The 12,826-nt window shown below is 62.5% G+C and carries 7 protein-coding genes; 2 read left to right on the top strand and 5 right to left on the bottom strand.

What is annotated here, in order from left to right; translation table 11 throughout:
- Nucleotides 1-6: 6 nt before the first annotated feature.
- Nucleotides 7-1,254 (bottom strand): DUF2314 domain-containing protein, encoded by a 1,248-nt coding sequence (locus OKA04_RS07835; RefSeq protein ID WP_264500593.1) that lies wholly within the window; start codon nucleotides 1,252-1,254, stop codon nucleotides 7-9.
- A 138-nt stretch (nucleotides 1,255-1,392) separates the two neighbouring features.
- Nucleotides 1,393-2,835: a hypothetical protein gene (locus OKA04_RS07830; protein WP_264500592.1), complete on the bottom strand. Its 1,443-nt coding sequence runs from the start codon at nucleotides 2,833-2,835 to the stop codon at nucleotides 1,393-1,395.
- 159 nt (nucleotides 2,836-2,994) lie between these two features.
- Here OKA04_RS07830 and OKA04_RS07825 point away from each other — a divergent pair, with 159 nt between their 5' ends.
- On the top strand, nucleotides 2,995-3,957 hold the full coding sequence (locus OKA04_RS07825) for a helix-turn-helix transcriptional regulator (RefSeq protein ID WP_264500591.1): 963 nt from the start codon (nucleotides 2,995-2,997) through the stop codon (nucleotides 3,955-3,957).
- 5 nt (nucleotides 3,958-3,962) lie between these two features.
- Here OKA04_RS07825 and gloA2 read toward each other — a convergent pair whose 3' ends face one another.
- The 3 genes from gloA2 to OKA04_RS07810 are packed head-to-tail and all read right to left on the bottom strand — an operon-like array spanning nucleotide 3,963 to nucleotide 8,381.
- Complete coding sequence (gene gloA2, locus OKA04_RS07820) at nucleotides 3,963-4,349, bottom strand: SMU1112c/YaeR family gloxylase I-like metalloprotein (protein WP_264500590.1); 387 nt, start codon at nucleotides 4,347-4,349, stop codon at nucleotides 3,963-3,965.
- Complete coding sequence (locus OKA04_RS07815; protein WP_264500589.1) at nucleotides 4,346-6,388, bottom strand: hypothetical protein; 2,043 nt, start codon at nucleotides 6,386-6,388, stop codon at nucleotides 4,346-4,348. The genes gloA2 and OKA04_RS07815 overlap by 4 nt, the downstream gene beginning before the upstream one ends.
- Before the next feature lie 43 nt (nucleotides 6,389-6,431).
- Complete coding sequence (locus OKA04_RS07810) at nucleotides 6,432-8,381, bottom strand: hypothetical protein (protein ID WP_264500588.1); 1,950 nt, start codon at nucleotides 8,379-8,381, stop codon at nucleotides 6,432-6,434.
- 165 nt (nucleotides 8,382-8,546) lie between these two features.
- On the opposite strand from OKA04_RS07810, the gene dnaE reads away from it, so the two are divergent.
- A complete protein-coding gene (dnaE, locus tag OKA04_RS07805) occupies nucleotides 8,547-12,011 on the top strand; it encodes a DNA polymerase III subunit alpha (protein ID WP_264500587.1) in 3,465 nt (1,154 codons plus the stop codon).
- Nucleotides 12,012-12,826: the final 815 nt, after the last annotated feature.

The following is a 12,826-nucleotide window of genomic DNA, read 5'->3' as shown; positions in this document are numbered from 1 at the left end:
CCGGCCTCACGACGGAGCGGTGGCTGCATCCGGACCGGAGGTCCCCGTGGCTTTCCCGCGTGCCTCGCGCTGGACCTGATGGACGATCTTTTCGGTGAAGAGTCCCATGGGCGCATCCGCGCCTGTTTTCAGGATGGCCCAGTCGTAGAGATCCGAGACCGGGGCCTCCACGCGGTCGCCCTTGCGCTTTCCATCGAGATCGACGGGCTCATTGGCCAGGGTGCCGTGGATGAAGTCTGGCTCCAGGCCCGTGACTTCGATCCAGATCATCTCGGAGCTTTCCTCGCCGCGCAGGCCGGATTTCACGATGTAGGTGTCCTCGGGATCGCGCTTGGCCCATTCCTCGCGGAAGGTCCCAAAGCTGCGGCGGGCTTCCTCCACGGCAGCCTTCATCCGCGGATCATCGTCCGGCACGGTGATGACCGGGGAATGCACCGGCGTTGCGAAGTCCTCCAGCGGGTCCGTCGAGCCGAGGCTCTTCGCCACCTCGTCATTCCAGACATTGATCTGGCCGGTCTCCGGGCGGAGGATCGCGAGCGTGTCTTCATCGGCCAATTCCCGGATGAGGCGGAAGATGTAGGGGTAGTAAACGTCCGTCGGCAGGTCGCCGAGGAAGCCATTCATCAGATCCACGGAGATCCAGGCGGTGTGATCCTCGAGTGCCTTCCGCAGGCGAAGCTCGCCCATTTTCGGGGCCGGGCTTTCGTCAAAGTAGGGGCGGGGGTGATTGTGCACCATCCACATGCCCTGCGGGCTCTTGATGATGAAGATTGGATTGTCGCCGACGGCGAAAAGATCGTCCTCGCCCAACTTCCGCTGCTCGTCCCAAGCATCGCGCAGATACTCCAGCAGGATCTTGTCATCCAGCGGCTTCGGGGAGCGGCGGAGCAGCACGATGGAAGTCAGCGGCTTGTTTTCCTCATCCGCGTCGTCATCGTTGCTCTCCTGCTCCCGGGCCTGGTTCAGCGCCATGGCGCGGCGCTCGTCTTTGTCATCGGAGTCGTCCCATGATGCCTCGCCGCGCAGCAGATCCCCGAATTTGTTCCACCGTCCGATGATGGAGAACACCATGACTGCAATGCCGATGGCGCGTCCCCAGTTGAAACCGAGCGCCCAGAGTGCCCAACCGAACCACGCGGCACCGCAGGCATAGGTGAGCATGGCCACGATGATGCCTGCCTTCATCCGCATCCTCAGCAGGACGGCCTGCGCAAGAAACAGCACGGTCACCACAGGACCGAAGGTGGGAGACATCTGGAAGGATATCCAGATGCCCAACGCAACTCCCAGGAATGCGAAATTCGAGTCCTGCTTCGCTTCATCCGCCAAGGTTCGCATATGTCGGGAGAAGAGCGGATCGCCGTGGGCTTGGCGAGCGGGAAGGGGCGGGAACTACTCCTCGATCCGCACGAAGTAGCGATCACCGCGGCCGCTGATGTCGATGATCGCCTTGTAAATCCCGCTGGCGGACATGCCAGCCATGACGGTCGTCACGCTTCCGAGGTCGTCGCGAAAGCCGTCTTCCAGCGAATCGGTGCCGCGGACTTTCCAATTGCTGATGCCGAAGCGATTCGCTTGGCCGGAGAAGTCGATGTAGAGTTTGTCCCCGATGCGGCTGTAGCCGGTGATCACGGGACCGCCGACCGGAATGTCTCCCGGACTGACCACCACATCTTGGCTGAAATCCATCGTCTCCGCGAAGTGCAGTTCGTAGAGATCCGACGCGGGCGTCGCCGGCGTGGTGTAGAAGTGGTTTCCACGCAGGGCCGACGCCTTCGCGATCATGATCAGGCTGGCAAACGGGCTCTTGCCGCCGATGGTACTGTCGGTCGGAGTCTGCAAGATTTGACCGACCCGGAATCTCCTGGAGATGGCTGACTGATCCGTGTGGTCGATGATATTTGCCAAATCCATCGGGAATGCTTTCACACCATCCCGGGTGGTGTCTTGGACCTGCCCCTTCAGCAGGTCCACCTGGAAGTCCGCCCCGTTGGTGGGATTGGTCCGCATCGGTTTCACGCGGACACTGAAGATGTCCGTGAATTTCATCCCCACCCAGTTGCCGGTCCAATTGCGAGCAATCTCGAAGTCGTATCGGGACGCCTGCGGACGGCCCGATGCAAGTGACAAGCCATCGGTCTGAAAGCCAGCGCGGAAATCAGGGTAGTTGAAGTATCCACGGGAGATCGTCTCGGTTCCGAAAAGGTTGCCGGTGCGAGGGTCGCGGTTGGTGAAATCACTGTCCCGGCTCCAGTCGAAGAAGGAGCGATACGTCAAGCCTCCGGCCGTCTCTTGCCCCCAGGTCCAGTTCGTCTCCACCCATGGGTAGAAAGTCCGGCTCTCGCCGGGCTGGAGGGTGATGTTTCCACCCGGTTGCCCGGTCGACCTCTGCTCGCTCAGGCTCAGGGTGAAGGTCTTGCGGGCGGTAGGGTCGGACTCGCCTTGGATCTGGAAGCGGGCGAGCCCGTGGAATTTGTCCTCCGCGAAATCGTCCCGTAGGTGGGCGTCGTTCTTCTTGAAAGCGAAGCCGATCGGCGGATCCCAGATCTTGATCCGCGACCGCGTCATGGTGAGCGGCGTGTTGTAGGGATTGTAGAGGGTGACGATGGGATCGTAAACCAGATGGGGCACCGCGTAGTTGGTGTTACCCCGAGGAACGCCGTGAGAGTTGTAGAAATTCACCCTGTCGGAGATGTGGCTGTAGTGGCTCACCACGGAAAACATGATCTCCACCCGCGAGATCACGGGGTGGCGCGTCTGGGCAATCGCAGGCGTGGAGAGGCCGCAGAGAAGTGCCAGCCAGGACGCGAGGCGCCAATGGGTAGGGAGGTGCATGGGTTGATGAGAATAGAATGTCAGAATGTCATCCGCGTCAATTCCGCTCGGGTGAGCCATCGACTCATCTTCGTCCGGGAATGGAGGCGTTTCCGTCCGAGCAGGCCGGTGAGCTTTCGCCTTGAGGGAGGCTCAGGGCATGGTGGAGGATCGCCACCGATGAACCGCATCGACCGCCTGACGGGAATGATCCTGCTGCTCCAAGGGCAGCGGGTGATCACGGCGGAGCAGATCGCGGGGCACTTCGAGATCAGCGTGCGGACCGTTTACCGGGATCTCTCGGCGTTGGGCGAAGCGGGCGTGCCGATCATCGCGGAGGCGGGTGTCGGCTACAGCCTGGTGCGTGGGTATCACATGCCGCCGGTGATGTTCACGGAGGACGAGGCCGCCGCGCTTTTCATGAGCGGGGAGGTGACGGAGCAGATCGCGGATGACTCGCTGAAGCACGCGCTGCGCTCCGCCTTGCTGAAGGTCCGCTCCGTGCTCCCGCAGGAAAAGCGGGACTATCTCCACCGCCTGAAGGATGCCGTGGGCGTGTGGTTCCGCAGGCCGGATGACAGCGCGAAGCGCGAGTCGCTGATGCCGATCCAGGATGCGATCGTGCGCCGCCTGTGCCTCGCCATCCTCTACAATACGGCGAACCGCGGCACGCTCACCGACCGGATCGTGGAGCCGGTGGGGCTGATCTTCTACTCCCGCCAGTGGCACCTCATCGCATGGTGCCGTGTGCGGCGGGATTTCCGTGACTTCCGGCTCGACCGCGTCGCCCGCTGGGAAGTGCTCGGCGAGTGCTTCGAGGGCCACGCGGGATTCTCGGTGAAGGATTTCCTGCGCGATTCCATCGAGTGCCATGAACTCACGCCCGCCACCGTGCTCGTGGATCAGGAGGTGCTGGAGCGCTTCCGCCTCGAGATGCCATGCACGCCGGTCTCCAGCGACCTGCAGGCGGATGGCCGAGTGAAGCTGGAGGTGCTGAGCTTCTCGGTCCCGTGGATGGCCGAGTGGCTGCTGGGCTTTGGCAGGCGTGTCGAGGCCGTGCATCCGCCCGAACTCCGCGAGAGGATGGGGGCGGTGGCCAGGGAACTCGCTGGGATGTATGCGGAAGAGACGGTAGGCGTGTGAAGCGGCTAGGCCTCATACAGCTCCAGTGGCAGCCCGTCCGGATCGGCGAAGAAAGTGAAGCGCTTGCCGGTCAGCTCATCCACGCGAACCGCCTCCACGGTCACTCCTTTCTCCTCTAACAGCCTCACCGCTTCCGCCACATCCGCGACCGTGAATGCCAGATGCCGCAGGCCGCACGCCTCCGGGTAGCTCGGGCGAGCCGGTGGATCGGAAAAGGAAAAGAGCTCGATCTGCGTGCCGTCCGGCAGCTCCAGGTCCAGCTTCCACGAGTCCCGCGCCTCGCGATACCTCTCCGCGATGATCTTCAGCCCGAGCACTCCGGTGTAGAATGCCTTCGACCGCGGATAGTCCGAAGCGATGATCGCGGCGTGATGGAGGCGGAGGAGATTCATGGCTTCAGGAGTTCTTGCAGTTCTTCCCTCATGGCCTTGGCGACCTCGTATTCATACCCGCTGATGGAGGGCGCTTCGGCCGAGATATCCATCAGCCTGTCCTGCTGGGTCCAGCGCCGCTCGGCGGCATGGTAGAACCACGTTGCCACGGCGAGCAGAAGCATGCCGCTCATGTAGGCCGGGACGAGCATGCGGGTCATTATGATCCGGCGAAGCGAGTGCTGCTGCTTTCCAAACAAGGCGCGCGCCCCGGCGATCACCCAGGCAAGCAGGAGCGTGCCAAGCATCACCCCGGCGGCGATCATGATGGTCTTTTCTTCCGCTCCGCCTTGAAATGCGACGCCGAAGACCGGAATGGACAGCGCCCCGAGGATCACGCCGATGCACTCGATCCATCGAGGTCGCGTGCGGAATCCCAGCATCTCTGCCCGTTTTCCCACACGCCAGCGGGCAATGATGACGGGCATCATGATCATGAGCCAACCTGCCGCGGCGAATTGGCCGGATGGCACGATGAAATCGCTGGCCATGATGCTCCAATCCCGGCCTCCCCACGGACTCAGGCGATAGATGAATTGGTAATAAAAGAACGGCAGGATGACGCCGCCGCCGATGATCCATGCCCAATCCCGCGGGCCTGGCAGTCTGCCGAGGCTCAGTGCCATAGCACGCACCATCGCACTACCCCGCAGTCGATAGACGGCGGCAGCGAAGGCCATGAGGCCGATGATCGACCACGGCGCCGGCGTGAAAACGCGGGAGAGAAACTCGTGCTCCGCCTCTCGTGCGGGCTTCAGATCTTCATCCGTGATCACGGGGGCGCGTGCCGTGTGCTTGTTCGCCGCGGGAATGGTCAAGCCTGCGAAGATCCCTCCGCGACGCCTGATTTCAGAATCGATCTCTACGCTATCCCTTCTGTCTTTTTCGTCTTTCATCCACTTGGTGACCGCTCCCCAGCGTTCGGCCTCGGCATTCATGTCGAGACGTTTTGCGCAGTCTTCAAGTCCCCGGGCGGTAGATCCAATGATCGCCTTCAGGATCAAGGGATCGATGATGAAAGCCCCATCGGTCTGCGACCAGGCGGAGAGGCAGCTTTCCCATTTCGCCGCGAGTTCCCGGAAGCTCTCAGCATCGCCCGCGGTGGCCCAAATCGCGCACTGGGCATTCACTGCATCCGCCAGGCTCCGCAGGCGGAGGGTGTCGGTTTCTAGCCCGGCCAGATAGGCTAGAGGCAGCGTCTGGCTCACGAAGTCGGTCCGCTTTGGCAACAGGGGGATCCGCTGCCGGAGCAAGCTGGCCTGATAGGAGTCGAATCGCGGCTTGGTCCCCGCTTCCTTGATCAGTGCGATCACCTCATCCAGCTTTGCCTCATCGAGGACGGTGTAGGTCGGCGGGATGTCATCTTTTTTCTCCTTGGCGGTCCGCGGGTTCATGCGGACCGACTCCTTGGCCTGCTGTGCCGCTTCCATCAGGATGAACCACGCATTGTCAGGATCGAGCTTGCGAGCTGTTTCCAGGAAGTCCGGCGGCAACTTCTTGTGATCGCTTTGGAAGAGAATCGTATATTCCGCATAATAGGCCGGGTTGAAAGGGTCGGAGTTCCACAGGGCCTTTATCCGTTCGGACTTCCGGGGCCGGGAAGTGTCGCCCATCAGCAGCAAGCGCTGCTCCGGGGTGAGATCGCGGAGCAGTCGCTCTTCCCAGTTGGTTCCTCCGCTGGGCCCGCTCGCCGAGCTGAGCGGGCCGCCGAAGTAGTCGGAGACCTGCTGGATCGAGTCATAGGCCCGCCCGGCGAAATTGAAAGCCAGGACCGAAATCACGGCGGTGGCGGAATAAAGCGCGATCCTCCACGCCGACCATCGCTTGGGCTTCCCGGCCTTTTCCATGCGAGCTGCCGCCTCATCCAGCGCTGCCTCCTTTGTTCCCGCATTCCGGCCAATTAGCTCCTGCAATTCATTCCGGGCAATGATCTCGTGCTCCGCATTGTCCCCCAGCGGGGACGTGGCGGCGGCGATGAAGCGCTGGGCGGGATCGGTCATCGGCAGCCTTTTAGTGGATCACCGGCTCCGGGCAAGACGCCTCTCAGGGTTTCGCTTCCAATATCTCCAGAAGCTCCTTCTTCTCGATTTGCTCGATCTCGTGGAGATAGCGGTTCATCGCGGGAATGCCCGGCTCGATCTTCGTGAGAACGTTCCGCTTCGTCCAGTGTCGCTCCCTCGCGTGATTGATTGGAACAAGGAGTGCAAAGGCTAGCAGTCCCGTGGCGTAGGCGGGGGAAATCCCGCGTGCCCAGGTGTGATAGTGCACGGCTGCCGTGCGGGGGCATGCTGCCAACCCAAAGGTGAGATAGATCAGGACCACTCCGGGAAAGACGCTCACGAATGCCCATCCGGCCACCGTGAGCGGTTCGATGTTGGTGAATCCTGCCACCATGGCGGCCAATGCCATGATCGAAGTCGTCGCCAGCATTATGGCAGGCGGCTTGCCCCATGCCATGCGGCCGAGAAGGAAACCCATCCGTTTTGCTACCAGCAGCGCTGGGAGCGTGATGATCGCGGCGGCCAGCGCGGCGTGGCGGAGCAGGATGGGAAGGACTGCGTCCTCCGTCGCAAGGGGGAGGACCGGAGGAATCATCCACTCGGCGATGAGGTGCACGAGGACAGGCAGTGCCACGCCTGCCATCAGGATGCGGAGGTAGTCCGATGAATCTAGTACTTTCACCAGTGACGCGGACAGTCTGCGGACTTGCTGGCCGCGTGAGAATCTGGTGGAAGCCGAGAGTATCAAGACCACCAGCATGGCGATTGCCCCGAGGGCGGACGCGATTCTTTGCAAGGCGGACTGCTCAGCCATGATAGAGGGCAGGATGTCGCTCCGCTCAAGAATGGGCGCATTTTCCACCCGCACCTTTTCATAAAGGATTCCCCCGGCAGCCTGTTGGAGCTTACCCCACTCGTTCTCCATTTCGGCTTCTCGATAGCCTCGGGCTCGTTCCCGCTCCACGATGGCCCTGTCAATGCGGGTATAGCGGTCAGCCAGTGATTCGATGCCCAAGTTTCGGGCGGCTCTTGCGAGATGCTGGGCGGAGCTGAGGGAAACGTCAAAGCCTCGATCATTGATCGATCTCCGGGCGAAAATTTCCCACACCTCAGCGAGCGTCCGGAAACCATCCTGGTCGCCTTTCGCAGCCAATTCCTCCGCCCGGGCGGAAATGGATCGTGAAAGGTATATGCCAAGGACACTCCAGCTTGGAGTCCTCATCTGGAGATAGGCATGGGTTAGCTTCCGCCCGAGGACATCGTCACCCGCTGGGAGGACTTTCAGGCGGCGGAGCAGGAGTTCTTCCGCATGAGAGTCCATACCAGGGATGCGGGACGCTTCTTCAAGCAATCGGATAACCTCGGCATGGGCCGTGACGTCGCGAACTCCGAATCGCGGGCTGTTCGGATGCGCCTTTAGCGTTCTGTAAGGCAGTCGAAAGGATTCGACGGATCCGTCCGCCGCGAAACTGGCGGCGAGATAGCGATACCACGAATTTTCGGGGTCCAAGCGGTCGGCGGTATCAAGAAAGTCGTCGGGAGCGCTGGAATACGGGTATGTGGAGCGCACAAATGCAGCGAATAGGACGGGGTCGTCGGGAGAGCTTTTCCACAGTCGCTCCATCGCCTCGGTGCGTGTCGGTTGCGAGAGATCGCCGAAAAGCAGAAGGCGCTCGTCCCGTGACAGGGGGCCAAATAAATCGGCGACCTGCTGGTCAACATCCGGTCTGAAGGCGGGGCCGGGAAGGGCCAGCGCCATCGGGTCGCTCATTGAAAGGAGGTCATAGGAAGCGATGCGCAGCCGCACGTAGTCCCTCGTAAGGGGAATGGCGGCGATCACCACCGCTACCAGCGCGGCGATATAAAGGACCGCCTTCCACCGTTGTTTTGGCCGGGCTTTCTCCAGATTCGCTGTCGCTTTATCGAGGTGGGCTCGGGTCGCCGCTTCAGGAACATTTTCCAGGACCGCCCGCAGTTCCTGCTCCGCCATCATCTGGAGCTCCGCATTGTCCCCCAGCGGGGACGTGGCGGCGGCGATGAAGCGGTCTTCGAGGGTGGTCACGCGCTGGCTGTTAGCAGTTTTTCCACGCTCCTGCAAAGGCTAGCGAGTCGCCGCCTTGCCACCCCCGGCCGGGCCGTCCAGATTCCTCCGCGCCCGATGTCCGATTCCTTCGTCCACCTCCACCTGCACACTGAATTCTCCCTCCTCGACGGCCTGGCCCGCACCAAGGAAGTCGCCGCGAAGGCCAAGGAATACGGGATGCCGGCGGTGGCCATGACCGACCATGGCAACCTCTTCGGCGCCATCGAGTTCTTCCAATCCTGCAAGAAGGCGGGCGTGAAGCCGATCTTCGGCTGCGAGATCTACCTCGCCCCGCAAAACCTGGAGGACAAGAAGGATATCCCGGGCCGCAAGCGCGCCTGCCACATGACGCTGCTGGCGGAGACGAACGAGGGCTGGACGAATCTCCAGAAGCTCGTTTCCCGCGGACACCTGGAAGGCCTCTACCATGGGAAGCCGCGCGTGGACAGGAAGGCGCTGCGGGAATTCGCCAAGGGCATCATCTGCCTCACCGGCTGTATCTCCGGCCCGGTCAATGAGTGGCTGCTGCTCGGCGACGAGGCGAAGGCCCGTGAAACGATGGCCGAGCTGGTGGACATCTACGGGAAGGAGAATGTCTACGTCGAGATCCACGACCACGGCCTGGAGCCGCAGCGGAAGATCACGCCGGGCCTGCTGAAGCTGGCCGCGGAATTCGGTCTCAAGCCGGTGGCCGCGAATGACGTCCACTTCGTGAACCGCAGCGACCACGAGGCGCACGACGTGATGATCTGTATCGGCACCGGCCGCCTGATCATCGACGAGAACCGCATGCGCTACACTCCGGAGGTGTATTTCAAGTCCGCGGAGGAGATGCGCACGCTTTTCGCAGAGATTCCCGGCGCGTGCGATGCCACGCTGGAGATCGCCGAGCGGTGCAACGTGGAGATCAAGCTGGACTCCACGAGTTCGGAAAAATACCCGCAGTTCGATTCTCCCGATGGCTCTCCGCGCGAGGAATACCTGATGCGCTGGTGCCAGGAGGGCCTGCTGAAGCGCTACACGCCGGAGCGCGCCGCGAGCCCGGAGGTGCAGGAACGCCTGAAGTACGAGGTGAACATCATCAACCAGCTCGGCTTCGCATCCTACTTCCTCATCACCGCCGACTTCATCCAGTGGGCGCGCGACCAGGATATCCCCGTGGGACCGGGCCGTGGCTCGGCGGCCGGTTCGCTGGTCGCCTATGCGATGGGCATCACGAATATCTGCCCGCTCGACTTCGGCCTGCTCTTCGAGCGCTTCCTGAATCCCGAGCGTGTCAGCCCGCCCGACGTCGATATCGACTTCTGCCAGAGCCGCCGCCCGGAGGTCATCGAGTATGTCCGCCAGAAGTACGGCGAACGTAGTGTTTCCCACATCATCACCTACGGCACCCTGGGTGCGAAGAGCGTGCTGCGCGACGTGGCGCGCGTGATGGGCGTGAGCTACGGCGATGCGGACCGCCTTGCGAAGATGATCGAGGCAAAGCCCGGCGTCACGCTGAAGGGCGAGTTCGACAGCAAGCCGGAGCTGAAGGAGATGGTGGAGAATTCCTCCACCTACCAGGAACTCTGGCAGTATGCGCTGAAGCTGGAGGGTCTGACGCGGAACGTGGGCATCCACGCGGCAGGCGTGGTGATCGGTGACCGCGAGCTGGACGAGCACGTCCCGCTGACCCGCGGAAACGAAGGGGAAGTGGTGACCCAGTACGACATGGGTGCCATCACCGAGGTGGGCCTGCTGAAGATGGACTTCCTCGGCCTGAAGAACCTCACCGTCATCCAGGACGCCGTGGAGCACATCCGGCGGCACACGCCGCACTTCGAGATCGACAGGGTGCCGCTCGATAACCAGCCGACCTTCGACATCCTGAATCGCGGCGAGACGATGGGCGTGTTCCAGCTCGAGTCCGGCGGCATGGTCGAGACCTGCCGGAAGTACCAGATCGAGAAGATCGACGACATCATTGACCTTCTCGCGCTCTACCGGCCGGGCGCGATGCAGTTCATCGACGTGATGATCGAGGTGAAGAAGGGGCGGAAGAAAGCCTTCTACGAGCACCCGCTGCTGGAGCAGGTCTGCGGAAACACCTACGGGGTGATGATCTACCAGGAGCAGGTGCAGAATGCCGCGAAGGTGCTGGCCGGCTACACGCTCGGCGGTGCCGACCTTCTCCGTCGCGCGATGGGCAAGAAGGACCCGAAGAAGATGGCCGAGGAGCGCTCGAAATTCGTCGAGGGCGCGGGCCGCGTGAACGGCATCAATGAGAAGCTGGCGAACGCGATCTTCGAGAAGATCGAGATGTTCGCGGGCTACGGCTTCAACAAGTCCCACTCCGCCTGCTACGGCCACATCTCCTACTGGACCGCCTACCTGAAGGCGAATTTCCCGGTCGAATTCATGTCCGGCCTGCTCTCGAACGAAATCAACAACACCGACAAGATCGGTGTTTTCGTCGCGGAGTGTCACCGCATGGGCATCGAGATCCTGCCGCCGGACCTGAACAAGTCGAAGCTGCGCTTTGCCCCCGAGCAGCTCGCTTCCGGGGCCTTCGCCATCCGCTACGGCCTCGCGGCGATCAAGAACGTGGGCGAGGGCGCGATGGCCACGGCGATCGCGGACCGCGAGAAGAACGGTGCCTTCTCGACCATCGAGGACTTCGCCAACCGCCTCGACTCGAAGGCGGTGAACAAGCGCATCCTGGAAAACCTCATCAAGGCGGGGGCCTTCGACTGGACGAATGAGACGCGTGCCGGGATGACCTCGCGCCTGGAGCAGATCGTGGCCAGTGCCTCGTCCGCTCAAAAGGACCGTGCCTCCGGGCAGGTGTCGCTCTTCGACGCCATGGACTTCGGCAGCGCTCCCGCGCCAAGTACGATGAATGCCGTAGCCGTGGAGGAGTGGAGCAAGGACGACCGCCTCGCCCACGAGAAGGAATTGCTCGGCTTCTACGTCACCGGCCACCCGCTCGACAAATTCCGCGGCGTGCTCGACTCGGACAAGTACATGAAGCTCGGCCTGCTGGATGAGATCGAGGTGAGCAATCCCCGCGACCGTTTCCCTTTCGCAGGGATGATCCGCACGCTGGAGAGCAAGGTCACGAAGAGCGGCAAGCCCTTCGGCGTCATGGTCGTGGAGGACTTCACCGGCTCCGCCGAGGTGGTCATGTGGGGCGAGTCCTTCGTCCCCGCGCGCGATGCCGGCGTGCTCGCGCCGGGGAAGGTGATCCGCTTCAAGGCGCAGATCCAGGTTGATGACCGCACCGACTCCCGCCGCCTCACCGGCTCGGAGATCAACGAGCTGAAGCCCCGCGGTAGCTCCGCCAGCAAGGGTGCGGTGGAACTCACCCTCTGGACCGCCCGCCACTCGGAGCAGGACCTGAAGGAGATCCGCACCGCGCTCGCCGCCTCTCCCGGGAAGATCCCGGTTTTCCTCCACTTCCAGAACAGCGCCGGCCGCCGCGCCACCGTCGAGCTGGGCGAGGACTTCCGCGTGAAGCGCACCGACGTCCTCGACCGCGCGCTCGGCCGCTGGATGGATTGATCCGGCGGGCGAAATGTCGAAGGCCGGATCGCTCCCACGATCCGGCCTCCTTTCATGCCGCCCTCCTTTTGTCGGGCACTCGAATTCGCCTGCTGGCCGATCTGCAGGCCCGTGTCGTCCGCGGTCAGCCGGTTCTTTGTGAGGTCGGCGGCATAGTGGACTGCATCCGCGAGGGGAACATTCCGCAGCCGGAGTTCGCTCACCACGGCATTGCCATCGGTCGCCGGGCCGATCCTGACGGCGGGTGCTTTTTCACCGCCCAGCTCCTTTGACCGGAGATTCAGGAAATCGACCACCTCGCTGAGCTTTGCGTTTTCGAAGTTCACCACCGGGATGATGATGGACGATGCCGCCGAGAGCGCCTTGCCGGTCGGAGCTGCGGGTTCGCCCGCCGCATGATTCACTTCGTCCTTTGGTGTGAAAGCGACGCCGGAGTTCTCGACGAGGATCGCGGTGCCGGTCTGCTTCGAGATCTCGACGAGGATCTGGCCCAGCAGTTCGTCCTTCATGTCGAGCGTGAGCTTGCCCGGCTTCCACTTGCTCTGGCTGCTCGCCCGGATGGTCAGCGTCACGCCTTTCTTCGCGGCGTCCTTTTCGGTCGTGTCGAGTTCGATGCTTCGCACTCGCAGCACGTCGAGCGCTTCCTCGAGCGAGGTGTCCTTGAGTGAAAAGGCGGGCACGCGCATCGTATCAAGCTTCTTCACCACCGCGGCCAGGGTGGGTGTATAGCGCTGTCCTTCCCGTGGCTTCGGCGAGGCCACCGCAGCCTCCGCTGCTGCGATCGCCTCCGCATTCGCGTCCTTTGCCCGGGTGGT

The sequence above is a fragment of the Luteolibacter flavescens genome, assembly GCF_025950085.1.
In the GTDB taxonomy this organism is placed as follows: Bacteria; Verrucomicrobiota; Verrucomicrobiia; order Verrucomicrobiales; family Akkermansiaceae; genus Haloferula; species Haloferula flavescens.
Note: the sequence above shows the minus strand (reverse complement) of the source record. Positions and strands in the feature narration are given on the sequence as shown.